Raw genomic sequence first — 24,923 nt, forward strand, 5'->3', positions numbered from 1 at the left:
ACCAGCTGCCCTGTACCAGCTGCCCTGTACCAGCTGCCCTGTACCAGCTGCCCTGTACCAGCTGCCCTGTACCAGCTGCCCTGTACCAGCTGCCCTGTACCAGCTGCCCTATACCGGTTGTCCTGCACCCGGGCACCCGGGCACCCCGGGCAGCCGGAGAGCCGTGGATCAGAAGGGTGGTGGTTCGTCGGCTGGAGGTTGGGGTGGCGTGGTGGGTTGGATGATGGGTCCGCGGGCGGGTGGGACGGTGGTGTGGCGGTGCCCGGTCGGCGTAGTCAGGGTGATGGAGCCGTCGGGGTGGTTGGTGGTGGTCCAGCCCCAGGCCGGGGTGTCCTTGATGACGTGATGGTACTCGCAGTACGGCGCCATCCCCGCCAGGCTCGTCGTCCCCGACCGGGCGAACGGGGTGCCATGGTCACGGTCGCATTCCCGCGACGTCCGGTTGCAGCCCGGCCAGGCGCAGACCGGATGCCGGGCCAGCAGGGTCTCGGTGACCAGGGTGCCGGGGTCGTGGCGGGTGGTGGAGGCCTCCAGCACGGCGCCGTTGATGGGATCGGTGAGGAGCCGGCGCCAGGTGCCGTCGGCCGCGATCCGCCGCGCCATGTCGGCCGGGATCGGCCCGTAGCCGGTCAGTTCGGCGGGGTCGTCGTCGAGACCGAGCAGGGTCGAGAACGGGACGACGACCTCGATGTGCGGGCGGCGTTTGTGCTGGTCGGGCAGCCGCCGGCCGAGCCAGTCCAGCCCGTTGCGCAGCACGTGCTCGAACAGGTCGGCCACCGCATCAGCCCGCCGCTGATCCACATTCCGCCGATCCTTGTCCCGTTCTGGTTGCGGGTCGTGGTCTGGAGGTGAGCCGGTCGCCCGTGGATCCGGATGGCTGCCCGGGTCGGTGAACGGTCCGGCAGTGCCGCCGCCGGGGGTGGAGGTGGTGGTGTCGGCGCTGGTGGTGCCGGTGCCCGCAGCGGAGGCGGTATCTGCGTCGCCGGTGTCCGCGGCGGAGGTAGTGGTTCCGCTGGTGGAGGCGGTGTCTGCGGTGGCGGTGTCTGCGGAGCCGGATCCCGTGGAGGTGGCGGTGGCTGCCGAGCCCGTGCCCGTCGAGCCAGTATCCGTCGAGCCCGCGCCGGTGGCGCCGGTGCCCGTGGAGCCGGTGCCGGTGGAGCCAGGACCCGTGGAGCCATGACCCGGGGCGGACGCGGTGCCGGGGCCGGGGGTGGTGGGGGTGTGGCGTTTGGCGAGGGTGGCCAGGGCCTGGATGACGACCCAGATCTGCTGGATCTTGTCGGCGGTGTTGACGATCCATAGACCGGCCATCCCGTCCGCGAGCGGGACGATCTTGCAGCAGCGCTCGTCAACCGCCTTGCGGTGCCGGTCGGCCTTCTTCTTGGCGTCGTACTTCGCGACCTGGATGCCCAGAGACTTCAACAGGTTCGCATGGGTCTGACCGGCGGCGCGCTTCAGCACATGCGCCTCGACCGCGCGAGCCTGAGCCTCGGTCAGCTCCCGGGTCTTGGTGGAGATCGCGATCGCCTTCGACAGGCTGATCGCGCCGCACCGCAACGCCGAATGGGTCGCGGTCAGGGTGGAGGTCAGGTGCAGCGCGGTGTCGATGTGGTTGCCGACGGTCTCCGGCGACACCTTCAATGCGAGCGCGATCTCGGCCGCCCAGCTGCGTTCGGGGTCCACCGGACGACCGGCCGTGTCGATCTGGCTGGGGCGGGGGATGTCGCTGGACTGGGCCTGGCGCTGCCGCCAGAACGACGCGATCGCCTCCAGCCGGATCGACTCCGACCACGCCGTCTGCCGGGCGGTGGCCTTGATCAACTCGACCAACGCCATCGGCGACAGGGTCGTCGCCCGGACCTGCTCCAACGCCGCGGCCAGCTCGGCGCCAGGAGGCAGGAACACCCACGCCGGCGCATCCAGCTCCAGCAGAAAGCGTTCGGCCTCGTTCTGGTCGGCGAGGGCCCACTCCTGCCACTCGAACGCCTCCACCCGCGACATCCGATAGCAGTCGACGGTGTCGTAGAAGTCGGTCTCGTCGATCAACACCGGACCACCCACCGCCTCCGGGTCGTCGGGTGGGATCAGCAGCCCGGCAGCGTCCAGGGCGTCCAGTTCCGCGGCGAGGTCGTGTTCGCCGTAGCCCGAGTTGACCGTGATCGCGTTCATGTGTCTAGATTAGAACGCATGTTCGATTCAGCCAAATCGGAGGCGGCTCGCGAGAAGGGAGGAACCGCTTGTCCAGGTTGAGGTTTCTTGGCTATTGGTTGCTCGCGGCAAGCATCATGGAGGCTGCTGACAGTGAGCTCAGCGCGGAATTATCCGGCTTTGTCGGCGAGAGGAGATAGCGTGACCGGGGTGAGCAGACTTCCGCGGAGTACGGCCGAAGACCAGGGTTTGTCGAGTGGGGCGCTGGACGCGTTTGTCGCGGCGCTGGATTCGTCGGGCCAGGAGATCCAGACGTTGATGGTGCTGCGGCACGGACACGTCGTGCGCGAGGAGGAGTGGTCGCCGTACCGGCTGGCCGATCCGCATCTGTTGTTCTCGGTGTCGAAGAGCTTCACCTCGATCGGCATCGGGCTGGCGATCGAGGCGGGGTTGCTGTCGCTCGACGACAAGGTGATCTCGTTCTTCCCCGACGAGTTGCCGGATCAGGTCGGCGACAACCTGGCCGCGATGGAGATCCGGCACCTGCTGACGATGACGACCGGGCACGACCAGGACACCGTCGAGCGGCTCAGCAAGGATCGCCGGATGGTCGGGATCTTCCTCGGCCTGGAGGTCGAGCACGAGCCGGGCACGGTGTTCGTCTACAACAGCGGCGCGACGTACATGCTGTCCGCGATCCTGCAGAAGCTGACCGGCGAGCGGTTGCTCGACTTCCTCCGGCCCCGGCTGTTCGAACCACTGGGTGCGACCGAGGCGACCTGGGAGGTGTCGAGGGAAGGCATCACCACCGGCGGCTGGGGTCTGAGCCTGAATACCGAGTCGCTGGCCAGGTTCGGTCAGCTGTTGCTGCAGCGCGGCCAATGGGAAGGTCGGCAGCTGCTGCCGGCCGAGTGGATCGACGCGGCAACCTCGAAGCAGGTCGACAACAGCAACCAGGACAACCCGGACTGGCAGCAGGGGTACGGGTACCAGTTCTGGCGGTCGCGGCACGGCGGCTATCGCGGCGATGGAGCCTTCGGGCAGTACTGCCTGGTCTTCCCCGAGCACGACGCCGCCGTCATCATCACCAGCGCGGGCTTCGACATGCAGGAGACCCTGGATGTCGTCTGGGAGCACTTCCTGCCCGTCCTGGAAGGTGCCGCCCCGACCGAGGCCCGGCAGGTCGGCCCGCTGCTGATCGCCCCGCCGAGCGGCGGCGTACCGAGCGACGTACAAAGCGGCGTACCGAGCGGCGTACAAGGCGGCGTACCGAGCAGCGTACAAGGCGGCGTACCGAGCGGTGGTGCCGGGCGGACCTACCGATTCGAGGAGAACCACGCAGGGCTGACCGCGGTGCGGCTCGACGCCGACGGCACTGGCACGTTCACCTTCGGGCCGGTCGCGGCCGGCGAGTTGGCCGCCAGCGGTTCGCAGGAGATCACCATCGCGCCCGGCAGCTGGGAAGAGCAGGCCTACCTGCTGCGCGAGCCGAAGCAACGCATCGTCACCAACGCATACAGCGAGGGCAGCACCTTCGTCGCGACCATCCGGCTGCTGGAGACGCCGTATGTGATCACCCTCGCCTGCCGCCCGACCGGCGACGCCCTCACCGTGGACCTGAAGTTCAACGTCGCGTTCGGCCCGACGGAGGTCCAGCTGGTCTCGGTGTGATCCAAGTCACGTCACAGACCGGGCCGTCGCCCGTGTCCCCGGGTTGTCACAACGAGACGGAGGATCGAAATGAAGGTCTTGGTTGCAGGAGCGACCGGCGGTCTGGGACAGGCACTGGTACCGAAACTGGTCGCGGCCGGACATGAGGTGACCGGGATGATCCGGTCCGAGTCGGGCGCGCCCGGGGTCCGTGCCCAGGGCGCCGACGTGGTGCTCGCCGACGGCCTCGATGCCGCCGCGGTGAAGGCCGCGGTCACGGGCGTCCAGCCGGAGGTCGTGGTCCACCAGATGACCGCGCTCAGGGGCGGGATCGATTTCAAGCACTTCGACGACAGCTTCGCGGTGACCAACCGGTTGCGCACCGAGGGCCTGGATCATCTGCTCGAGGCTTCGCAGGCAGTCGGCGTACGGCGGATCGTCGTCCAGGGGTACGCCGGCTGGAACCTCCAGCACGGCGGATCGCCGACCAAGACCGAGAGCGACCCGCTGGACCCGAATCCGGTTCCGGTGACCCGGAAGACGATGGAGGGCCTGAAGTACGTGGAGTCGCGCGTCACCAGCGCCACCGGGATCGAAGGCGTCGTACTGCGGTACGCGGCCTTCTACGGTCCGACCGGCGCCATCGGCAAGGGTGGTGAGATTGTGGAGATGATCCGCAAGCGCAGGCTGCCGTTGATCGGTGACGGCAGCGGCGTGTGGTCCTTCATCCACTACGACGACGCGGCCGACGCGACCGTCAAGGCGATCGAGAGTTCGGCCACCGGCGTGTACCAGATCGCCGACGACGACCCGGCGCCCGCGTCGGTCTGGCTGCCCGAGTTCGCCCGCATCCTCGGTGCCAAGCCGCCCTGGCATGTCCCCGCCTGGGTGGGCCGGCTCGCGGTCGGCGATGCCGGGGTCGCCGCCTTCACCCAGATCCGTGGCGTCGACAACAGCCTCGCCAAGCACACCTTCGACTGGCAGCCCGGCTACGCCTCCTGGCGCGAGGGCTTCGGGCACGGCCTCTGAGAGCGCGAGGGCTTTCGGCACGGCCTGTGAAATATGTTGCCTAGAGCAACAAACAGTTTACAGCACTGTTACAAAGATCGTCGGCAGCGGAAACAGCCTGGCCCTGAACTGATGATGACCCGCTGAGATGGCGGGGCGCCCCTAGGGTTCCGCTGCCGGCGACGGCAGGCCTGGTCCGAGAGGGGAGGCGGCGCCAGGCACCACGGCGCCGCTCCACGGCGGGACAAAAGCCCGGGAGGCCTTGATGGCCCGGGCTGCCGTGTGCGTTCCGGGCGACTCTGCGGAGGCCGGAATGACAGCAACCCCCGACCCACTGACCGCGGACGTGACCAGCGCCGATGATCTCGGCGACTTCGGCTATGTCCAGCAACTCTCCCGCCGTGTCGGCACCTATGCTTCGTTCGCCGCCGGCTTCTCGTTCGTCTCGATCCTGACCACGGTGTTCCAGCTCTTCGGGCTGGGCTTCGGCATCGGCGGCACGGCGTTCTTCTGGACCTGGCCGGCCGTGCTCGCAGGGCAGCTGCTGGTGGCGCTTTGCTTCGCCGAGCTGGCGGCTCGCTATCCCCTGTCGGGCGCGATCTACCAGTGGGCCCGGCGCCTCGGCGGTGCCGTCGTCGGCTGGTTCGCGGGCTGGACGATGGTGATCGCGCAGATCGTCACGCTGGCGACCGCGGCCATCGCCCTGCAGGTCATGCTGCCCGCGGTCTGGGACGGTTTCCAGCTCGTCGGCACCGATCCCACCCTCTCCTCGCGGGACGGTGCCGCGAACGCCGTCGTGCTCGGCTGCCTACTTCTCGTCGGTACCACCGTGCTGAACGCAACCAGCGTCCGAGTCACCTCGATCGTGAACTCCGTCGGCGTCACCTGTGAACTCGTCGGCGTCGTCCTGATCGTCATCCTGCTGACCGGTCAGGCCGAACGCGGCCCGTCCGTCGTCCTGCACACGACCAACCTCGACAGCACCACGGGGTACGTCGTACCGCTGCTGATCTCCGCGTTGATGGCGGCCTACGTCCTGGTCGGATTCGACAGTGCGGGCGAGCTTTCCGAGGAGACGCACAAGCCGCGCGCCACCACGCCGAGGACGATCCTCCGCGCGGTGATCGCCTCCGGGATCGGCGGCGCCTTCCTCATCATCGCCGCGTTGATGGCCGCTCCCTCGCTCGACGACGGGACGCTCGCCGCGCAGGGCCTGCCGTACGTGCTCACCAGTCAGCTCGGCACGACGACCGGAAAACTGTTGCTGCTCGATGTCGCGCTGGCGGTCTGCGTCTGCACCCTCGCGATCCAGACGGCGGCCGCCCGGATGATCTTCTCGATGGCCCGCGACAACGTCCTGCCGTTCTCGGCCGAACTGCGCCAAGTGTCCCCACGAACCGGTACGCCGGTCGCGGCGACCGTCGTACCAGGTGTGCTCGCGGCCGTCTGCCTGCTGGTCAACGTCGGCAACGCCGGGTTGTTCCTCGGGCTGGCCAGTGTCTGCATCATGCTGCTCTACGTGGCGTATCTGATGGTCACCACGCCACTGCTGATCCAGCGCCTGAAGGGGAATCCGCCGACGGCCGGAACGGATGAGGATGGCCGCAAGCTCTTCTCGTTGGGCCGATGGGGCCTGGTCGTCAACGTGCTCGCGGTCGCGTACGGGCTCGGGATGGCGATCAACCTGGGCTGGCCGCGCGCCGAGGTGTACGACCCCGCGGGCGAGGGCTGGTATCTGCACTACCTCCCGCTGATCGTGCTCGCGGTCGTCGCGATCGGCGGCCTGCTCGCGTACCGGTTCCAGCGCACCCGGTACCACGAGTCGATCGGACTCACCGTCTCGCCAGCGGCGGTTGTCGAGGGAGCCGGCGCGTGATCCACGACATCCCGGGCGGGGCGGCGTGGTCCGCTCCCGTCCGGGCCGGACGCGTGCTCACCTTGACCGCCCTCGCGGACGGCGCCAACGCCTCGGTACTGATCATCGGCGCGGACCGGCTCGACCGCCTCAACATCCCGGACACGCTGAAGTCGCAGATGTCGGCCTGCATCCGGCCGGCCATGGTGCTGATGTCGGACCGCGGTACTGCGCTGGCGACCGTGCTCGAGTCGAGTCTGGAGTGGCACGACTGCCTGACCGGGTTCGGTCACGACCGGCACCTGGAACGGTTCGGCCCTTCCAGTTACGCGCAGGACGGGAACGGCTGGCGTCGGTCGGCACGGCTCGGCCTGATCAGCGAACTCACCAAACACGGCTTCGGCGAGGGCAACCTCCACGGCTGCATCAACTTCTTCTCGAAGGTCGGGATCAGCGACGACTCCCGCGCATCGCTGGCCTACCTTCCTGACCACTCCGCAGCAGGTGACACTGTTGAGCTGCGGAGCGAACAGGATCTGCTGATCTTCGTCAGCACGGCACCGCATCCGCTGTCGATGGAGCCGTACGCGCCGGCCGGCGTACGAGTGGAAACGGCACTCGCGACCGAAGAGCCGGACCTCAAGCTGCGCGACGAGGGTTACCGGGCGCTGGAGCAGACCAGGGGGTTGCTCACATGACTCTCGACTCGACTGTTCAACCCGGCGACGGCGGGCTCGTACCGGTACCGGCGGGAGGACGGCTGCGGATCGTCGACCTGCACGGCAACCAGGCCGTCGACACGCTCGTCTACGACGCACACGACATCGACAACCGCTACTCGGCCTTCGACACGATCCGCGAACAGGCCGCGGTCTACCTGACCACCGGTTCGACCTTGTTGTCGAGCCGGCTGGACGAGCTCGCCGTGATCACCGACGACACGTGTGGCCGCCACGACACCGTCGGCGGCGCGTGTTCCCAGGAGAGCAACGTGATCCGGTACGGCGAGTTCACCCGGCACCAGCACGCCTGCCGGCAGACCTTCCTGCGGTACGGCGCTCCGGCCGGTATCGGTCAGCGGCAGCTCACCCACAACATCAACTTCTTCATGAATGTCCCCGTCGGCTCCGGCGGTGAGCTGAGATTCGACGACGGCCTGTCCGCACCAGGACGACATGTCGAGCTCACCGCGAGCCGCGATCTGCTCGTGCTGATCAGCAACTGTCCTCAGCTGAACAATCCGTGCAACGGCTGGAACCCGACGCCGATCCAGTTGCTGGGCTGGTGGTGAGAATGGCGACCATCACCGTCGTCGCACCCGGTACCCAGACCACTGTCCAGGACGTGACCGGACGGCCCGGGATGTGGGATGTCGGTGTACCGCCTTCCGGTGCCGCGGACGAGCTGACCTTCGCGCTCCTCACCGCCGCTGTGGGGAATCCCGCGACGGCCGCGGGCCTGGAGTGTGTCCTCATCGGCCCGGTGCTGACCAGCGACACCGATCGACTGATCTGTGTCGGCGGCGCGGCCACCCGGGCCACCATCGACGACCGGCCGATTCGCCCCGGCGAGGTGGTTCGGTGGCCGGCCGGATCGGTCCTCGATGTCGGCCCGCTCGACGGACCCGGCATGCGCGGCTACGTCACGTTCGAGGGTGGTCTGGATGTCGATCGGACGCTGGGCAGCCGGTCGACTTTCGTCCTCGGCGGATTCGGTGGTCACGACGGCCGCCCACTCGCGGCAGGTGATCGGCTCCCGCTGGGCCGGCGCGAGAACCTGCTCAGCCCGACCCCGGTCGAGTTGCCCGTCTTGCGGGACAGCTGGCAACTGCGAGTGATTCCAGGTCCCCACGGCGCACCGGACCACCTCACCACAGAGGGCGTGGAGGCGTTCTTCGCGACCGCTTGGACGGTGGATCACCGGTCCGATCGCACGGGGGTCCGGTTGAGCGGTCCGATCCCGGAATGGGCCCGGACCGACGGTGGCGAGGCTGGTTTGCATCCGTCCAACGTGCACGACTCCGCCTACCCGGTCGGCGGCATCATGCTCTCCGGCGACACCCCGGTCATCGTCGGCAAGGACGGGCCGTCGCTCGGCGGATTCGTCGTACCGGCGGTGGTGATCGAGGCCGATCGGTGGATGCTCGGGCAACTGCGTCCGGGTGACTCCGTTCACCTGGTTCCGGTGACGGTCGAGGATGCCGCCGAGGCGATCCGGGTACGCCGGTTGTGGCTGGCCGACCTTCGTCAGGAGCCCGTGCCGGTCGTGAGTCGGGTCAGCGGACCCGAGCGCCCGGTCGTCCTGGAAAAGGCCGATGCCGGGGCAACCGCACCGGCGTACGAGATCAGGTGTGCCGGTGAGCGGCACCTGCTGGTGGAGGCGGGGCCGGCGGAACTCGATCTGACAGTCCGGGTCTGGATCCACCTGCTGGCCCAGGCGTTGCGGCACGACCTGCCCGACGGTGTGACCGAGATCGTCGAAGGGGTCCGGTCGTTGCTGGTGGCAACTGACTCGGCGCGGCTCGGGCTGGCCTCGTTGGCCGGGCACCTGGTCCGGCTGGCTTCACAGCTGGACGATCCGGCCACCGTAGTGCTGCCCGCTCGTGAGGTGACGTTGCCCATTGCATTCGACCACCCGGAGGCGCACGAGGCGATGCGGCGGTACTCGACGTCGGTCCGGCCGGACGCTCCCTGGTGCCCGGACAACGTGGAGTTCATCCGCCGGGTCAACGATCTGCCGCGCCGGGACGAGGTGTTCGAGATCATCGCCGCGGCGACGTACCTGGTGGTCGGTCTGGGCGATGTCTACCTCGGCGCGCCGGTCGCGGTGCCGGTCGATCCGCGGCACCGGCTGGTGACGACGAAGTACAACCCGGCCCGGACCTGGACCCCGCAGAACGCGGTCGGCATCGGCGGCATCTACCTGTGTGTGTACGGGATGGAAGGGCCGGGCGGCTATCAACTGGTCGGGCGGACCGTCCCGGTGTGGCGGCTGACCCGGCAGGACGAACAACCCTGGCTGCTCCGGCAGTTCGACCTGATCAGATTCACTCCGGTGACCGCGGCGGAACTCGCGCTGGAACGCGCCGAGATCAAGGCGGGACGCGCGGACCTCCGGGTCAGCCCCGCCACCTTCTCGATCGCCGACGTGCACCGGATCGAACAGGAGGCACCTGTGGAACTGGCCGCGGTCCGGGCGAAACGACGAGCCGCCTTCGAGGCCGAGCGGGCGAGGTGGGGAGCATGACCGTCTGGATCAGCCGAGTGGACCCGATCGAACCCGCGCCCGGCCCGCTGTACGGGCTGACGATGGCGCTCAAGGACAACATCGACCTGGCCGGCGTTCCGACCACGGCCGGCGACCCTCGAAATACGGAGCGGGCCACCAGCAACGCCTTCGTGGTCGACCGGCTGATCGAGGCGGGTGCGGTACCGCTGGGGAAGACGAACCTCGACCAGTACGCGACCGGTCTCGTCGGCACCCGGTCGCCGTACGGGGCGTGCCATTCGGTGTACTCCGACCAGCACATCTCGGGCGGTTCGAGTTCGGGCAGCGCGGTCGCGGTCGCCACGGGTGCTGTTGATTTTGCACTCGGGACTGATACCGCCGGGAGTGGTCGGGTGCCGGCCGCGTTCAACGGGCTGGTCGGGATCAAGCCGAGCCGCGGACTCGCGTCCACCAGCGGCGTGGTGCCGGCCTGCCGATCACTGGACTGCGTCACCGTGATGGCGCGCTCGGTCAGTACGGCTCGTCAGGTGTTCGACGTGATGGTCGCGTACGACGCTGAGGACCCTTACGCGCGGCGGGCCTCTTCTCTCCCGCACAGTAAGTCGACTGAGCCCGTGATCGGTGTGCCGGATGCGCCACTGGGGCTCGATCCTCTGCATGAACGGGCGTGGGAGCAGGCGCTCAACCAGGCCAAGCGACTCGGCACAGTGGTGACCGTGGATGTCGGGCCGCTGCTGGAGGCCGCCGATCTCCTGTACTCCGGACCGTGGCTGGCCGAACGCTGGCTGGCTTTCGGCGACAAGATGGACGACGACCCGGCCGTGGATCCGACCGTACGCGCGATCGTCCGGAAGGGCGCTGAGCCGACCGCATCGGACGCGTTCGCGGGGTTCTACCGACTCGCCGAGCTGGCCAGGTCGAGCGAATCACTGTGGTCCCAGCTGGATGCACTGCTGTTGCCGGTTACGGAGATGCATCCGACCTTGGCCGAGGTCGCGGCCGATCCGATCGGCGTGAACAGCCGGCTCGGTCGCTTCACCAACATGGTCAACCTGCTCGATCTCTGCGCTGTCGCCTTCCCCGGTCCGATGCGAGACGACGGGCTGCCGTTCGGCGTACAACTGCTGGCGCCGGCCGGGCATGACGACCTGGTGATCGACCTGGCGGCCACCTGGTGTGGCGAGCCCGTCGATCCGTTGATCGCCGTCGCGGGAGCGCACCTGACCGGCCAGCCGCTCAACCACGAGCTCGTACGGCGTGGCGCGCGGCCGGCGTTCGAGACCAGGACGGCGGGCGACTACCGGATGTACCTGCTGGACGGTCCGATTCCTCGCCCTGGGCTGACTCGGGCGGTTTCGGCGGCCGCAGGGCCTGGTATCGAGGTGGAGGTGTGGAGTCTGCCGGCAGCTGAGTTGGCCGGGTTCGCGGCGACGATCGCGCCTCCGTTGGCGATCGGTCCGCTCGAGCTTTCGGACGGGCGGCAGGTCCTCGGGTTCGTGTGCACCGCCGATGGGGCCGATCCACGGAACGACATCACGGAGTACGGGGGGTGGCGCGCGTACCTCGGCACTACGCTCTAGGTCGTGACCATCTCCGCCGCCGAGCAGGCCGTCCTGGACCGGATCGATGAGACCTGGCTGGTGGAGCTCACCCAGTCGTTGCTCCAGGCAACCGGTCAGAATCCGCCGGGCGACGAGGCGGCGACTGTCGCAGTGCTCAGTGCTGCGGCCGCCGGGCTCGGCCTTGAGGTTGCGGAGAGTGAGGTCGAGCCGGGGCGCGCCAACCTGAGCATCACCTTGCCTGGGGGCGACGGTCCGGGCCTCTTGTTGCTGGGGCACACGGACGTCGTGCCGGTCGGCGAGGGCTGGACGAGGCCGCCCTTCGGCGGTGTGGTCGAGGGCGGGCGGATCTACGGTCGCGGCGCATCCGACATGAAGGGCGGGCTGGCCGCATCGCTCGCCGCGCTGGCCGCGCTGCGTGGTATCGGGCTGGGTGGCGTCGGGCTCAGCGGACCCGTCGAGCTTGCCGCACTCGTCGACGAGGAGGAGACCGGCAAAGGCATCCGCTCGTACGTCGAATCCGCGGGCCGGCCGTTCCTCGGCTGCATCACCGCCGAACCCACGGATCTGCAGACCATCATCGGCGCGCGCGGCGACTCGTACCTCCGCGTGGAAGTGCACGGACGCGCTTGTCACGCGGGCAACCCGGACGGCGGCGCGAACGCGATCTACGGCGCGGCCACCGTGGTCGCGGAGATCGAACGACTCCACGCCGAACTGGCGAAGACCCCACATCCCCTACTCGGTCCGGCGACCTGGAGCGTCGGCCAGATCCAAGGCGGCACCGGCGGTTCGATCGTGCCGGCCGAATGCGTCGTGGTGGCCGATCGGCGGCTGCTCCCGGGCGAATCACCCGCCGCGGTGCTCGACGATCTCCGGCAACTCGTCGCGGGTCTGCGGTTGGAGGATCGCGGCCTGACGGTCGAGCTCGCGATGCCGATGGAGATGCCCGCGTTCGAGACGCCTGCCGATGCCACGCTGGTGCGGATCACGGACGCCGCCCTCGCCGACGCCGGTGGTCCTCGTCTTCCGCTCGGTGGATGGACGGCCGCGTGTGACGGCGGATTCGTGGCCCGCGACCTCGGCGTACCGGTGGTCGTCCTCGGTCCTGGCTCGGTCACCACGCAGGCTCATCGGGCCGACGAATCGGTCGGGGTCGAAGAGCTGCTGATCGCGGCGCGGGTATATGCCCTGACCGCTCTCCGCTTGCTCAGCTGATGCGGCTCAGCTGGTTCGGCGGGGGAAGAAGTCGGAGCCGCTGACGTACTCCATCGCCTTGACGAATTCGGGGTCGACCATCCGGGCGTACGTCTCCTCCTCGGTCAGGTCGTGCAACCGGGTCTGGACCCAGTAAAGGTTGCCGAACGGGTCGCGCACCCGGCCGACCTTGTCGCCGAAGAACAGCTCGGTCACCTCGGTCACGGACGTCCCGCCCGCGGCGACCGCCTGCCGATGGACCTCGTCCGCGTCCTCGACGTACAGCCGCAGGAAGGCCGGCGTCGGCGGCCAGTCGGGCCTCGCGTCGAACATCATCACGATCGCGTTCCCGATCCGCATCTCGGCGTGCCCGACCACACCGTTGTCATCGACGACCCGGGCGATCTCCTCCGCGCCGAACGCGGCCGTCAGCCACTCCATCAACGCGATCGTGTCCTTCGAGATGATCCACGGCGTCACGGTCGTGTAGCCATCTGGGATCGGCATTTTCGGCTCCTCGGTCTCGTTGTTCGACGGTTCCGACTCTAGGAGCAGTAGCGGCCAGGTTCTGTCCGCTACTTACCGAGTTCGCGGGTCCTCGCCGCTCGCCTCTCGAAGACCTCGGTACGCCGCGCCGCGGACGCGGCGAGCGCGCGCTCACGATCGGCAGGCGCGAGGTGATCGACGTACAGCAGCCCGTGGAGATGCTGGGTCTCGTGCACCAGGCAACGCGCGAAGTAGTCGGTCCCATCGAGCGTGATGGGCTCCCCTTCCAGGTCGAACCCGTGCACGGTCGCCCGGGCGGGACGCGGGAGCAGGGCATACGCGCCGGGGACCGAGAGGCATCCCTCGCTGCCGTTCTGGTCGCCGAAGAGGCCGGCGGAAGCCTCGACTCGCGGGTTGAAGACATGGCCGAGATGCCGGGTGCCGTCTTCGTCGGTGAGGTCGTAGACGAACAACCGGGCGTCGACGCCGACCTGGTTCGCGGCGAGGCCGACACCCTCGGCGATCCACATCGTGGCGAACATGTCGTCGATCAGCGTGGCCCACCTGTCCGCACCGAACTCGGTCACCGGCCGGCACGGGTGATGCAGGATCGGCTCGCCGTACTCGGTGATCCGCAGCGGGTTGCCGCGCCGGACCTCGTCGGTGATCTGCGGGAGACGGCGGGCCGGCCGGCCTTGGAGCAGGGTTCGCATGCAGAGATGCTACTTTGCAAAGTTTCTAGTTTGCAAAGTCGTTGCTAGGATCCACGCATGCCCGGACAACGCCGCACCGATCGACGGCACGTCCATGGTCACCCGCTGCGAGACGCACTGCTTGAGCTGATCGACCGCGATGGATCCACGACGTCGACCGTGGCGGCGCAGGAGTTGGGCGAGAGCACGGGATCGTGTTCGTTCCACCTTCGCCGGCTGGAAGCGCTCGGGCTGATTGAGCCGGTCCCCGACGCGGCCGGGCGAATCAAGCCATGGCGACGCGCGATCGAGGCGGAGTCAACGCTCAACCGGGAACTGGAGGACGTCGCCTACGCGACCTGGCTCGGTGAGCGAACCTCCCCCGGCCAGGACTTCGCCTTCAGCGAGGTCGTGTCCCTGACCGAGGGTCAACTCGTCGAACTCCGCGCCCGCCTGCGCCGCGTCGTCCAGGACTACGTCGGCGAGGTCGACGACGACGAGACCACCTCGACCGCAGTGATCATCCGGGCCTTCCCGATGCAGCACTAGCCGGACTCACGTGCAGGCCGGCGGCGAGAAGCTGGGCGAGATGTTGGGCACGCCGAGGAGTGCCGTGCGCGATCTGAGTCCGGCAACTGAACCCGTCGGCGACGATCGCGGTCGACTCCGCAGCCTCCCGAACCGCGGGCAGCAGGACCCGCTCACCGACCGCCTTCGACACGGCGTAATGCTCTCGCTCAAAACCGAAGTTCCCCGCCAGACCACAGCATCCCGAGTCCGGGACGACCGCCTCGATCCCGGCCGCGGCCATCACCGACCGATCGGCATCGAACCCGAGAACCGCATGCTGATGGCAATGCGTCTGCACCAACGCCTCTCCCCCGACGTTCGGCGGCTGCCACCCCGACCGTTGGACGAACTCCGCAAACGTGTACGTCGATCCGGCCGCCGCAGCAGCGAGGTTGTCCCCGGGCAACAGGTCCAGGGCGTCATGGCGTAGGGCCGCAGTACAACTCGGCTCCAGCCCGACGATCGGCGTACCGGCGGCCAGGTGCGGCGCCAAGTTCGCCAGTGAACGCCTCAGCACGCGCTTGGCCATACCCAGTTGGCCAGTGGAGATCCAGGTCAGCCCGCAGCAGACTGGCTTGTCCGGCAGCACAACCTCGTACCCGGCCGCCTCCAGCACCTCGACCGCGGCCCGGCCGATCTCCGGGGCCAGGTGATCCGTGAGCGTATCCGGCCAGAGCACGACCTTGCCGCGACCACCCTCGGCCTGCTTGCCCCTGGCAACGAACCAGGACGTGAAGGTCTGCTCGGCGAACGCCGGAATCTCCCGCTCCGGCGCGATCCCGCCCAGCCGCTTCACCAACGACAGGCGAGCGAGCCGGTTCACGAGCCTTGGCGCCCGCGACGCGATCCGGGACCACAGCGGCAGCCATCCCATCGACCAGTGCGACATCGGCCGAGCCCAGGGGCGACGGGCGTAGTGGTGATGGGTGAACTCGGACTTGTATGTCGCCATGTCCACGTTGACCGGACAGTCCGACAGGCAGCCCTTGCAGGACAAGCAGAGATCCAGCGCGTCCCGTACCTCGGTCGAACGCCAGCCGTCCGTGACGAGCTCCCCTTCGAGCATCTCCCACAACAGATGGGCCCGGCCGCGCGTCGAGTGCAACTCCTCGCGCGTCACCTGGTAGCTCGGGCACATCACCCCGCCCGAACTCTGCCGGCACTTGCCGATCCCGGCACACCGCCGCTGCGCCTGCGCGAAGTCGTGGTTGTCGTCGGCATACGCGAACACGGTCAGCAGCTCGCGATCCTTCGCCGCGCCGACGTGCCGGATCCCCACGTCCAGCGGCGGTGGATCCACGATCACGCCGGGATTCAGCACGCGGCCCGGGTCCCAGATGTCCTTCATCTCCGCGAACAGCCGCACCCCGTCCACGCCGTACATGCGACTGAGCAGTTCGGACCGCGCCCGCCCGTCACCGTGTTCGCCAGACACAGAGCCGCCCAGCGACACGACAAGATCCGTCGCCTGTTCGACGAAGGTCCGGTATGTCGCAAGCCCGCGCTGGCTGAACAAGTCGAAATCGATCCGCATGTGCATGCAGCCCTCGCCGAAATGCCCGTACGACGCTCCGGAGAGCCCGTGTCGGCCGAGTAGCTCATCCAGTCCGTGCAAGTACGCACCGAGTCGCTCGGGTGGAACCGCCGCGTCCTCCCAACCACCCCACGCCTCGGCTCCGTCGGCGCGGCGAGTCGCCAGCCCGGCCGCGTCCGTCCGGCATCGCCACAACACCTTCTGCGCGGCCGGATCGGTCACCAGCGAGGCAGTTGCGGGCGAGCCCGAGTCGCGCAGTTCCTCGAGCATCTTCTGCGCAGCGAGAACGGCATCGGCATGATCCGCCCCACCCACCTCCACCAGCAACCAGGCGCGTCCCGCCGGTAGGCCCGCCTCGATGGCGGCGTCCCGGACCTCGGCGGGTAGCCGATCGACCAGGTCGAGGTTGATCGACTCCATCGTGAGCGGACCGTGCCGCAGGACGACCGGCACACAGTCGGCCGACGAGATCGAGTCGCCGAAGCCGAGCACGCACAACACCTTCGCCGCCGGCAACGGAGTCAGCGCGACCGTCGCCTGCAGCGTCCCGGCGAACCCGCCCTCGCTGCCGCACAGCAGCCGCGCCACGTCGTACCCGTTCTCCGGCAGCAACCGGTGCAACGCGTAGCCCGAGATCTGCCGGCTGAACCGACCGAACCGCCGCCGGATGACCAGCTCGTGCTCGTCGACGAAGGACTGCAGCCGCCGATGCAGGTCTCCTTCCCGTCCTGGCCGTTTGGCCAGTTCGTCTCTGTTGCCGATAGCATCCACCGTGCAGCGGGTGCCGTCGGCCAGGACCAGGTCGAGCGAGCGGACGTTGTCGGACGTGGTGCCCCAGGCAACGGAATGCGCACCGCACGCGTTGTTCGCGATCATCCCGCCGAGCGTCGCGCGACTCCCGGACGACGGATCGGCTCCGAACGCGAGACCGTACGGCCGGGCCGCGGCAAGCAGGTCGGTGAGAACCACACCCGGCTCGACGATCGCAGTACGGGATGTTGGGTCGATGCCGAGGATCCGGTTGACGTTCCTGGATGCGTCGATGACGACACCTCCGATCGCGTTGCCGGCCATGGACGTACCGCCACCGCGCAGCGTCACCGGCGCCCCCGCTCGGGCGGTCAGCGTGACGGCCGTGGCGAGATCCTCCTGGTCCGCGGGTACGACGACCAGGTCGGGCACGGCGCGGTAGTTCGAGCCGTCGGTCGCGTAGAGAGCCCGGCTGCGCGTGTCGTCGCCGACCGGCCCACGCAGAGCCCCTCGAAGCTCCTGCGCGAGCCGGCGGACGTCGTACGAGGCTGGTGTGGACATCGCCGCCAATCTACCTACCGCGACGGAACGGCGTGCTGGTGCTAGTGCTTGACCGGCGCGAAGAGTTCGAGCTGGATGTTGTCCCGGTCGCGGAACACCAGCACCGACGCGTACGGCTCGTCCGCGATCGGTGACTGGGTGAGCGGCTTGTCCGCTGTGTCGGCGCGGATCACCCCATTGGCCTCGAGGTGCTCCTGCCACAGTTCGAGTTCCTCCCGGCTGCCGATGGTGAAGCCGGCGTGATCGAGTCCGGTGGTGGTTTCCGCGGCGAGCCCACCGTCGTTCGTGTCGTGGCGGTGCAGCGCGATCATCAGCTGCTGATCGGCATCGGCGAGGATCCGCCCGACGCCGCCCTGGTGCGGGATGTCCATCACCGGATGGACGTCGAAGACCTCGCCATACCACTGGACGCTGGCGTCCAGGTCGGTCACGGTCAACGCGAGGTGGTGAAGCCTGGCTCGGCCTGCTGTGGACATGGTTGTCCCCCTTTACGAACTGGTCCCCGCGAACTCCGCGAGGAACATCCCGATGACGTCGTCGACGAGCCGGCTCCACCGGTCGCCACCAGGGTCGTTCGAGACCTGCTGGTCGACCAGGCCGGTCGTGACGGCGGTCCAGATGTCGAGGTACCGCGGATCGTGCACGCCGTTGCGTGCGAGGAGCTCGCGAGTGACCTCCAGGGCCTGGACGGCGAGCTCATAGGACTCCGCCGACGGGGTGAACCCGGGGACGGAGTGCTGGAACAGAAGCTGGTAACGCGGTACGTCGGACACGCAGAACTCGACGAAGGCGGCTGTCTCGGTCCGCAGGTCCTGGCGTGGGTCGTCGGTCGCCGGCAACCCGGCCTTGAGGTCGACGAAGCTCTGCGCGGCCTCGGCGAACATCGCGTCGAGGATTGCGTTCTTCGACTCGAAGTAGGCGTAGACGGTCGGCGTGGTGATCCCGGCCCGTTTGGCCAGCTCCCGCAGCGACAACGCGCCCAGCCCGACCTCCCGGACCAGTTCCCAGGCGGCCGCGAGCACCGCGGCCCGGGCACTCTCCCGCCGGGCCTCGTGCCAGGTCCCCCCAGCCGGCTTCTTTAACATAGTTCGGATTATTTGCACACTGTCTAAATCTTGTCAACGACTCGGCCTTGCGCGGGCGGGATTTGCGCTTGAAGCCGTCGGATTTTGACCCTGACACTGTGTCAGGGCCTACACCTGAGGCATGACAGAGAACGAGTTCAGCTCAGCCACCGAGCTCGCCGCGGAGATCCGGCAGGGCAAGGCGTCGTCGCGGGACGTGACGGCGGCTCTGCTCGACCGGATCGCGGCGGACTCGACCATCAACGCCGTTGTCGAGACCCGGGCCGAGTTCGCCCTGGCCGCCGCCGAGACCGCGGATCGCGCCGTCGCGTCCGGCCGCGAGCTCGGCCCACTGCACGGCGTGCCGATGACGGTCAAGGAGGCGATCAACGTCGCCGGGCTGCACACGACCTGGGGCAACCCAGACTTCGCCTCGTATGTGGCCGACGAGGACGCCCTGGTCGTCCGCCGGCTCCAGGACGCGGGCGCGATCGTGATCGGCAAGACCAACGCGCACGAGATGCTCTCCGACTTCGGCCAGACCGACAACGAGATCTACGGCCGGACGAACAACCCCGTCGATCCCACCCGGACGCCGGGCGGCTCGAGTGGTGGGAGCGCCGCCGCGCTGGCCGCCGGACTGACCAATCTGGAGTACGGGTCCGATCTTGCCGGGTCGATCCGGCTGCCGGCGAGCTACTGCGGGGTGTATGGGCTGCGACCGACAGCCGGAGTCGTTCCACTGAAGGGGTTCCAGCCACCCGGACCGCCGGCGCTGGAGACCGAATTCCCCCCGTTGTCGGCGATCGGGCCGATGGCTCGCTCGGCGGCGGATCTGCGGACCGCCTTGACTGTCACGGGTGGTCCCGCGACAGCGCCAGGCGCTTGGCGGTTGCAGCCCTCGCGACACCGCCGGCTGCCGGACTTCCGGATCGGCGTCGTTCTGGACCATCCGTATGCGCCGGTGTCCGGTGACGTGGGTGATGTGTTGTCGGCGTTGGTGGACGACCTGGCTCGCCGTGGCGTGAAGATCTTCGAAGGCTGGCCGGAAGGCGTCGATGCCGGGGCGCAGGCCGAGGCGTTCGGGTTCCAGATGGAGCTGTTCTTCGCCTTGTACGGTTCGGATCCGGACTTCGCGTCGCTCGGCGAGGTGATCGAGCAGGAGCATCGGCGGATGGCGGCTCGGTCGGCCTGGCAACGGTTCTTCGGCGAGGTGGACGCGTTCCTGTGCGCGACGAGTTTTACCGCGGCGTTCCCGCACGACAGCAGATCGTTCGACGAACGGACCATCACCACGACGGCCGGCGAACAGCCCTACGCGGCGCAGGGTTTCTGGATCGCACCCGCTGCGTACACCGGTCTGCCCGCGCTGAGCATGCCGGCCGGCGCCACCGCCGACGGGTTGCCGGTCGGCCTGCAGGTGATCGGCGATATCCACAACGACGACACGATCATCAGCTTCGCCGAGCTGGTAGCTGATTGACTCATCTCAGCTCGGAGGAGCGGGCCAGCACGGAGGGAGCGGGGCATGTTCACCATCGGGGATTTCGCCAGGTACGGCCGGGTGTCGGTGCGGATGCTGCGGCACTACGACGCGATCGGCTTGCTGAGACCTGCCCGCGTCGACCCGACCACGGGCTACCGCCACTACGATGTCGGCCAGCTGTGGGACCTCAACCAGATCGTCGCGCTCAAGGAGCTCGGTTTCTCGCTCGAACAGGTCCGCACGATGCGCGACCAGAAGGTCGGCACCGATGAGGTTCGCACCATGCTCACGGTCCGCCAGAGCGAACTGGAGTCGGAGGTCGCCGAGCGGCGCGAACGCCTCGCCCAGGTCGAGACCCGGCTCCGCGCGCTCCAGATCGGCACGAAGTCCGATGCGTTCGACGTCGTGATCAAGACCTTGGACGCGATCCGCCTGGTCGCCCTGAGCACTACCGCGGCCAGCTTCACCCCCGAAGACATCGGCCCGGTCGTGCACCCCCTCTGCGCCGAGCTTGGCCGCCGGCTGGCCGAATCCACGGTCCGCCCGGTCGGCCGCCTGATCTGCTACTACGAACGAACGCCGGACAACGAGGACGAGGTCCAGGTCCACGCTGCGGTGCCCGCCGACGTCCGGCCGGGCGACGACCTCAACGGCATGGAGGTCACCGATCTCCCCGCGACCCGGGCCGCGACAACCATCCACCGAGGCCCGATGACCGCCGTACTGCCCGCCTGGCAAGCTCTTGGCCGCTGGGTGGACGACAACGGGCACCATCCGAACGGGCCCTCGCGGGAGTTCTACCTCCACTGTCCCGACGACCAGTCCGCCTGGATCACCGAGCTCCAGGAACCCATCGCCTGACCCTCAGCCTTGCTGGCGCGCCAGAGAAGCCAGACCTGCGGTGATGACCTGGATGCCGAATTCGAAGCGTTCGTCTCCGCTGCCGCCGGAGGTGAGGGCGCCGGCCAGGGCGATAGTGATCGGGAACCGCTGGGGGTCCAGCGAGTTGAAGTAGGAGCGGAGTTCGGAGACGAATCCCTCGATATCGTCCTCGGTCCACTCCCAGGTGCGTTGCACGCTCTCCTCGAAGGCGACCGCGGTGACGTACAGCGGGATGAGGTCGACAGCCCAGGCGGCGGCCTGGTCCGGCAGGTTGCCCGCCTTCAAGATCGCGAGGAACCGCTCGGTGCTGAGCATCGCCTGCTCCCCCAGCGGTATCTGCCCGATCGCGGCCCGGGCCACCCCTGGATAGGCGCGCATCACCCGCAGCATCTCGCGCATGGACGCCTTCAGCTGCTCCTGCCAGTTGTCCGGATCTGGCTCCGGGAACTCCATCTCCCGCGCCGCCCGGTTGACGAGCAGGTTGTCGAGCTCCTGCTTGTTCGCGACGTGCGCGTAGAGCGACGCCGGGCCGGTGCCGAGCGCCTGCGCCACCTTGCGCATGGACACCGCCTCGTACCCCTGCTCGACCAGCATCCGCATCGCCGTGTCCACGATCCGCTCCCGGCTGAGCGGCTCGCGCACCGGACGAGCCGGCTTCTCGGGACTGATGGGCTGCCACGGCGACTGGGTCATGCCACCACTGTAGCGAACACCGTACTTGACTGGAACAGTGTTCGCGGTAGAACGGTGTTCGTCCACGAACACCATTCGCCCTTCAGGAGCATCGATGACGACCTCAACCACGACCGCCCCTGCGGTCGAACACCAGCCGCCGCCGGCACCGGCGTACAAGTGGCGATGGATCGTGCTCGGGACCGTGCTGGTCGCCGAGATCATGGATCTGGTCGACGCGACGATCGTCAACATCGCGGCGCCGTCGATCCGTACCGAGCTCGGCGGGTCGACCTCGGCGTTGCAGTGGATGCTGGCCGGGTACACGCTCGCCTTCGCGATCGGGCTGATCAGCTTCGGCCGACTCGGCGACCTGATCGGACGGCGCCGGCTGTTCGTGATCGGCGCGGTCGGATTCACCCTCGCGTCGGCCGCGTGCGGGCTCGCGACCTCACCGGAACTGCTGATCGGCAGCCGGATCGCGCAGGGTCTGCTCGGCGCGGTGATGATCCCGCAGGGCTTCGCGATCCTGAAAGCCGTCTTCCCACCGGACGAGATCGGCAAGGCGTTCGCGCTGTTCGGCCCGGTGATGGGCCTGTCCGCGGTGGCCGGCCCGATCATCGCCGGGGTACTGATCGACGCGAACTGGTTCGACGCCGGCTGGCGGATGATCTTCTGGGTGAACGTGCCGATCGGCTTGGTCGCGATCTTCGGTGCACTGCGGTTCATGCCCGAGGTGAAGACACCCGGCGCCCGCGGTCTCGACCCGGCCGGAGTCGTGCTGGTCAGCCTTGCCTCCGGGCTGCTGATCTATCCGCTGGTCCAAGGCCGTGAACTCGACTGGCCGGTGTGGTCGATCCTGATGATGATCTCGTCCGTCCCGGTGTTCGCGCTGTTCGGCTGGCGCGAGCGGCGGTCCGGGAATCCGGTGATCGACCCGTCGCTGTTCCGCAGCCGCGGGTACGTCGGGGGACTAGGCGTGATCACGTCGTTCTTCCTGGCGATGTCCGGGTTCATGCTGGTGTTCAACCTGTTCACCCAGCTCGGACTGCACTACAGCCCGCTGCGGGCCGGGCTCGCGATGGTGCCGTTCTCCCTCGGCATCGCGATCGGGGCGCCGCTGTCCGGCGGACTGCTCGCGCCGAAGCTCGGCCGGAAGGCGCTCCAGCTCGGGATCGTGGTGATGACGGTCGCGATGGGCGGAGTGTGGTTCACACTGCACCTGACCGGTGAGTCGACCACGATCTGGGACCTGGTCCCCGCCACGCTCGTCGTCGGGATCGGCGCCGGCATGGTGTTCGCGCCACTGTTCGACATCATCCTGGCGTCCATCGATGACCAGGCGGCCGGCTCGGCGTCCGGCGTACTGACCGCGGTTCAGCAGTTCGGCGGCGCGATCGGGGTCGCGGTGATCGGCACGATCTTCTTCCAGCTGCTGCCGGAACACCAGTTCCTCAGCGCGACCAAAACCACCGTCCTGGTGGCTGTCGGCCTGTTCATCGTGAGCCTGATGGTGACGGGCTTCCTGCCGAGGCAGGCCCGCGAAGAGGTGTCAGCTCACTGATGGCATGAGGCTGAGGGCATGACAAAGGCCCGCTCGCCACGGTGCTGGCGAGCGGGCCTTTGCTAGCTCAGTTGAACGAGTCGCCGCAGGCGCAGGAGCCGGTCGCGTTCGGGTTGTCGATCGTGAAGCCCTGCTTCTCGATGGTGTCGACGAAGTCGATCGAGGCGCCCTTCAGGTACGGCGCGCTCATCCGGTCGGTGACGACGTTCACGCCGTCGAACTCGGCCACCACGTCACCGTCGAGCTGACGCTCGTCGAAGAACAGCTGGTACCGCAGGCCGGAGCATCCGCCCGGCTGGACGGCGACACGCAGGGCGAGGTCGTCACGACCTTCCTGGTCCAGCAGCGCTTTCACCTTGGCCGCGGCCCCGTCGGTCAACAGGACTCCGGTGGCCTGGGTTACAGCCTGCTCGGTCTGCGCTTCAGTCATTCCTGACTCCAGTCATCTCTTGAGCGCCCGGCCGCTGGTGGGCAGGAGGCCGCGCGCGGAAGTTCCGCTGTCAACCGGGAGCAACGTCAGCCGTCCCGGATCCATTCCCATGGTCGCACACCAATTCCCCAGTTCAACCATCTGCCTCACTGGCCGGCTAGCGGGCCCAGGTGCGGGCCACCCGTTCGGCGACGGCGGCCAGGGAGCCGTGGGGGTCGGCGAAGGCCTGGGTCTCACCGACGGCGTCGACCAGGGAGTAGGCGGACTCGACACCCATCGTGCGCATCTCGCGGGCGCCGATCAGGACCTTGCCGGCCAGCACCACGCAGGGCCGCATCGCGTCGTTGGCGACCTTGGCGACACCGGCGATGACCTTGCCGTCGCGGGACTGGAAGTCGAAGGCGCCCTCACCGGACAGCACCAGGTCCACCCGGCCGGCCTTCTCCTTGAGCCCGGTGAGGTCGGCGACCAGGTCGATCCCGGACACGCGATCTGCACCGAGTAGCAACAGTGCGTAACCGAGTCCCCCGGCGGCGCCGGCACCCTTGGCGTCGGCGGTCTTGCGGCCGGCCAGTTCGGCGAAGCGGGTGAGCCAGCCGTCGACCTCGGGCTTCCGGTCGTCAGTCAGACCTTTCTGGCTGCCGAACACGTTGGTCGCGCCGCGCAGCCCGAGCATCGGGTTCTCCACGTCGCTCGCGGCCACGAACTCGACCCCGGCCATCCGCTCCCGCGCCGGTTGAAGGTCGACTGCGGTCAGATCGGCCAGTCCCCGAGCGCCCGCGTCGAGACGGCCACCCTCGGCCGTCGCTCCGAGCGCTGCAAGCAGTCCGGCGCCCGCGTCGTTGGTCCCCGAGCCGCCGAGGCCGAGGATGATCCGCTTCGCCCCGGCGTCCACAGCCGCCGCGATCAGCTGGCCGACCCCGTACGTCGTACCGTCCTCGGGCCGTCGCTCCTTCGGCTCGACCAGATGCAGACCGCATGCCTGAGCGGTCTCCACGTACGCCGTCTCGCCGGACACCAGCACCGTCGCCGGGACCTCACCACCGAGCGGTCCACGCACGGTCACGGACAGCAGCGTGCCGTCGACGACCGCGGACAGTACGTCGATGAACCCGGGCCCGCCGTCGGCCATCGGCGCGACCAGGATCTCGGCCTCCGGATCACGCCGGCGCCAGCCCTCCTCGATCGCCGCCGCGGCCTCGACCGCAGTAAGAGTCCCAGCGAACTTGTCCGGAGCAATCAACACGCGCATACCGCCATCCTCCCAAACCACCCCGGCTCCGCGCCGCCGCCCACCACCTGCCTGCCGGACCGGGCTCGTTTGCCCCGGGTGTTTGGGGTGGGTTCCTGCCCGCTCTGAGGCAAAACCCCGCCCCTGTCGCCGCGAAAACCCTCCCCGATTGTCGCCTGGCCCGACTGGGCGGCTGGACGGACCGTTCGGAGCAGCGGGACTGGGGCCGTGACTTTGGGCATCGGTCAGGCGCGGTTCGGGCCGGACGACGACTGGTGGGTGCTCAAGGCGGGGCTGCTACGCCGGACGTCAATCCTTCGCCACGGGCCCGGCGCCGAGAACCCTGAACAACAACG

Annotated in this window: 21 protein-coding genes and 1 riboswitch; of the genes, 12 read left to right on the plus strand and 9 right to left on the minus strand. The window is 68.5% G+C overall.

The features are described 5' to 3' along the window. Positions 1-168: 168 nt before the first annotated feature. Positions 169-2,169 (minus strand): HNH endonuclease signature motif containing protein, encoded by a 2,001-nt coding sequence (locus EV643_RS30940; RefSeq protein ID WP_133803714.1) that lies wholly within the window; start codon positions 2,167-2,169, stop codon positions 169-171. Positions 2,170-2,358: 189 nt separating this feature from the next. Between EV643_RS30940 and EV643_RS30945 the strand changes: the two genes are divergently transcribed. The 8 genes from EV643_RS30945 to EV643_RS30980 all read left to right on the plus strand — a co-directional run bounded on the left by EV643_RS30945 (position 2,359) and on the right by EV643_RS30980 (position 12,666). After that, positions 2,359-3,819 (plus strand): serine hydrolase domain-containing protein, encoded by a 1,461-nt coding sequence (locus tag EV643_RS30945; protein ID WP_238165909.1) that lies wholly within the window; start codon positions 2,359-2,361, stop codon positions 3,817-3,819. Positions 3,820-3,888: 69 nt separating this feature from the next. Then, entirely contained in the window at positions 3,889-4,827 is a 939-nt protein-coding gene (locus EV643_RS30950) for an NAD-dependent epimerase/dehydratase family protein (protein WP_133803716.1), read from the plus strand. Positions 4,828-4,957: 130 nt separating this feature from the next. Beyond that, positions 4,958-5,067: riboswitch (guanidine-I (ykkC/yxkD leader) on the plus strand. 52 nt (positions 5,068-5,119) lie between these two features. After that, positions 5,120-6,682 (plus strand): amino acid permease, encoded by a 1,563-nt coding sequence (locus tag EV643_RS30955; protein ID WP_133803717.1) that lies wholly within the window; start codon positions 5,120-5,122, stop codon positions 6,680-6,682. Further along, on the plus strand, positions 6,679-7,359 hold the full coding sequence (locus tag EV643_RS30960; protein WP_133803718.1) for a DUF1989 domain-containing protein: 681 nt from the start codon (positions 6,679-6,681) through the stop codon (positions 7,357-7,359). Before EV643_RS30955 ends, EV643_RS30960 begins: the two co-directional genes overlap by 4 nt. Next, positions 7,356-7,952: a DUF1989 domain-containing protein gene (locus EV643_RS30965; protein ID WP_133803719.1), complete on the plus strand. Its 597-nt coding sequence runs from the start codon at positions 7,356-7,358 to the stop codon at positions 7,950-7,952. Before EV643_RS30960 ends, EV643_RS30965 begins: the two co-directional genes overlap by 4 nt. Positions 7,953-7,954: 2 nt before the next feature. Further along, positions 7,955-9,907 (plus strand): 5-oxoprolinase/urea amidolyase family protein, encoded by a 1,953-nt coding sequence (locus EV643_RS30970; RefSeq protein ID WP_133803720.1) that lies wholly within the window; start codon positions 7,955-7,957, stop codon positions 9,905-9,907. Then, positions 9,904-11,469 (plus strand): allophanate hydrolase, encoded by a 1,566-nt coding sequence (locus EV643_RS30975; protein WP_133803721.1) that lies wholly within the window; start codon positions 9,904-9,906, stop codon positions 11,467-11,469. Before EV643_RS30970 ends, EV643_RS30975 begins: the two co-directional genes overlap by 4 nt. Positions 11,470-11,472: 3 nt before the next feature. Continuing rightward, on the plus strand, positions 11,473-12,666 hold the full coding sequence (locus EV643_RS30980; protein WP_133803722.1) for a M20 family metallopeptidase: 1,194 nt from the start codon (positions 11,473-11,475) through the stop codon (positions 12,664-12,666). 6 nt (positions 12,667-12,672) lie between these two features. Here EV643_RS30980 and EV643_RS30985 read toward each other — a convergent pair whose 3' ends face one another. Both EV643_RS30985 and def read right to left on the minus strand, forming a co-directional pair. Beyond that, entirely contained in the window at positions 12,673-13,152 is a 480-nt protein-coding gene (locus EV643_RS30985; RefSeq protein ID WP_133803723.1) for a VOC family protein, read from the minus strand. 68 nt (positions 13,153-13,220) lie between these two features. Beyond that, the gene (gene def / locus EV643_RS30990; RefSeq protein WP_133803724.1) at positions 13,221-13,844 is read right to left on the minus strand and encodes a peptide deformylase; all 624 of its coding nucleotides are present in this window, start codon (positions 13,842-13,844) and stop codon (positions 13,221-13,223) included. A gap of 57 nt (positions 13,845-13,901) precedes the next feature. On the opposite strand from def, the gene EV643_RS30995 reads away from it, so the two are divergent. Continuing rightward, positions 13,902-14,372: a winged helix-turn-helix domain-containing protein gene (locus tag EV643_RS30995; RefSeq protein WP_133803725.1), complete on the plus strand. Its 471-nt coding sequence runs from the start codon at positions 13,902-13,904 to the stop codon at positions 14,370-14,372. On the opposite strand, the gene EV643_RS31000 is transcribed toward EV643_RS30995, so the two are convergent. The 3 genes from EV643_RS31000 to EV643_RS31010 are packed head-to-tail and all read right to left on the minus strand — an operon-like array spanning position 14,344 to position 18,323. Next, positions 14,344-17,238: an FAD-binding and (Fe-S)-binding domain-containing protein gene (locus tag EV643_RS31000; protein WP_133803726.1), complete on the minus strand. Its 2,895-nt coding sequence runs from the start codon at positions 17,236-17,238 to the stop codon at positions 14,344-14,346. The genes EV643_RS30995 and EV643_RS31000 overlap by 29 nt on opposite strands. Positions 17,239-17,279: 41 nt before the next feature. Further along, entirely contained in the window at positions 17,280-17,714 is a 435-nt protein-coding gene (locus EV643_RS31005) for a VOC family protein (protein WP_133803727.1), read from the minus strand. Between the two features lie 12 nt (positions 17,715-17,726). After that, positions 17,727-18,323 (minus strand): TetR/AcrR family transcriptional regulator, encoded by a 597-nt coding sequence (locus EV643_RS31010; RefSeq protein ID WP_133803728.1) that lies wholly within the window; start codon positions 18,321-18,323, stop codon positions 17,727-17,729. Positions 18,324-18,444: 121 nt separating this feature from the next. On the opposite strand from EV643_RS31010, the gene EV643_RS31015 reads away from it, so the two are divergent. Continuing rightward, the gene (locus tag EV643_RS31015) at positions 18,445-19,785 is read left to right on the plus strand and encodes an amidase family protein (protein ID WP_133803729.1); all 1,341 of its coding nucleotides are present in this window, start codon (positions 18,445-18,447) and stop codon (positions 19,783-19,785) included. A 45-nt stretch (positions 19,786-19,830) separates the two neighbouring features. Next, complete coding sequence (locus tag EV643_RS31020; protein ID WP_133803730.1) at positions 19,831-20,649, plus strand: MerR family transcriptional regulator; 819 nt, start codon at positions 19,831-19,833, stop codon at positions 20,647-20,649. Positions 20,650-20,652: 3 nt separating this feature from the next. On the opposite strand, the gene EV643_RS31025 is transcribed toward EV643_RS31020, so the two are convergent. After that, positions 20,653-21,363 carry a TetR/AcrR family transcriptional regulator gene (locus EV643_RS31025; protein WP_166665638.1) on the minus strand — a complete coding sequence of 237 codons (711 nt, stop codon included), beginning with the start codon at positions 21,361-21,363 and terminating at the stop codon, positions 20,653-20,655. 94 nt (positions 21,364-21,457) lie between these two features. Between EV643_RS31025 and EV643_RS31030 the strand changes: the two genes are divergently transcribed. Continuing rightward, entirely contained in the window at positions 21,458-22,906 is a 1,449-nt protein-coding gene (locus tag EV643_RS31030; RefSeq protein WP_133803732.1) for an MFS transporter, read from the plus strand. A 67-nt stretch (positions 22,907-22,973) separates the two neighbouring features. Here EV643_RS31030 and erpA read toward each other — a convergent pair whose 3' ends face one another. Next, entirely contained in the window at positions 22,974-23,336 is a 363-nt protein-coding gene (erpA, locus tag EV643_RS31035) for an iron-sulfur cluster insertion protein ErpA (RefSeq protein WP_133803733.1), read from the minus strand. A gap of 157 nt (positions 23,337-23,493) precedes the next feature. Continuing rightward, positions 23,494-24,588: a glycerate kinase family protein gene (locus EV643_RS31040; RefSeq protein ID WP_133803734.1), complete on the minus strand. Its 1,095-nt coding sequence runs from the start codon at positions 24,586-24,588 to the stop codon at positions 23,494-23,496. Positions 24,589-24,923 lie beyond the last annotated feature (335 nt).

It is taken from the genome of Kribbella caucasensis, assembly GCF_004361855.1.
Taxonomy (GTDB): domain Bacteria; phylum Actinomycetota; class Actinomycetes; order Propionibacteriales; family Kribbellaceae; genus Kribbella; species Kribbella caucasensis.

Bases quoted from the DNA above. Each gene is read 5' to 3' on its own strand.
- EV643_RS30995 (WP_133803725.1), top strand. From the start codon at position 13,902: ATGCCCGGACAACGCCGCACCGATCGACGGCACGTCCATGGTCACCCG.
- EV643_RS30965 (WP_133803719.1), top strand. From the start codon at position 7,356: ATGACTCTCGACTCGACTGTTCAACCCGGCGACGGCGGGCTCGTACCG.
- EV643_RS31005 (WP_133803727.1), bottom strand. From the start codon at position 17,714: ATGTCCACAGCAGGCCGAGCCAGGCTTCACCACCTCGCGTTGACCGTG.
- EV643_RS30950 (WP_133803716.1), top strand. From the start codon at position 3,889: ATGAAGGTCTTGGTTGCAGGAGCGACCGGCGGTCTGGGACAGGCACTG.
- EV643_RS31015 (WP_133803729.1), top strand. From the start codon at position 18,445: ATGACAGAGAACGAGTTCAGCTCAGCCACCGAGCTCGCCGCGGAGATC.
- EV643_RS30985 (WP_133803723.1), bottom strand. From the start codon at position 13,152: ATGCCGATCCCAGATGGCTACACGACCGTGACGCCGTGGATCATCTCG.
- EV643_RS31000 (WP_133803726.1), bottom strand. From the start codon at position 17,238: ATGTCCACACCAGCCTCGTACGACGTCCGCCGGCTCGCGCAGGAGCTT.
- EV643_RS30940 (WP_133803714.1), bottom strand. From the start codon at position 2,169: ATGAACGCGATCACGGTCAACTCGGGCTACGGCGAACACGACCTCGCC.
- def (WP_133803724.1), bottom strand. From the start codon at position 13,844: ATGCGAACCCTGCTCCAAGGCCGGCCGGCCCGCCGTCTCCCGCAGATC.
- EV643_RS31025 (WP_166665638.1), bottom strand. From the start codon at position 21,363: ATGACCCAGTCGCCGTGGCAGCCCATCAGTCCCGAGAAGCCGGCTCGT.
- EV643_RS30955 (WP_133803717.1), top strand. From the start codon at position 5,120: ATGACAGCAACCCCCGACCCACTGACCGCGGACGTGACCAGCGCCGAT.
- EV643_RS31040 (WP_133803734.1), bottom strand. From the start codon at position 24,588: ATGCGCGTGTTGATTGCTCCGGACAAGTTCGCTGGGACTCTTACTGCG.
- EV643_RS31010 (WP_133803728.1), bottom strand. From the start codon at position 18,323: ATGTTAAAGAAGCCGGCTGGGGGGACCTGGCACGAGGCCCGGCGGGAG.
- erpA (WP_133803733.1), bottom strand. From the start codon at position 23,336: ATGACTGAAGCGCAGACCGAGCAGGCTGTAACCCAGGCCACCGGAGTC.
- EV643_RS30975 (WP_133803721.1), top strand. From the start codon at position 9,904: ATGACCGTCTGGATCAGCCGAGTGGACCCGATCGAACCCGCGCCCGGC.
- EV643_RS31030 (WP_133803732.1), top strand. From the start codon at position 21,458: ATGACGACCTCAACCACGACCGCCCCTGCGGTCGAACACCAGCCGCCG.
- EV643_RS31020 (WP_133803730.1), top strand. From the start codon at position 19,831: ATGTTCACCATCGGGGATTTCGCCAGGTACGGCCGGGTGTCGGTGCGG.
- EV643_RS30970 (WP_133803720.1), top strand. From the start codon at position 7,955: ATGGCGACCATCACCGTCGTCGCACCCGGTACCCAGACCACTGTCCAG.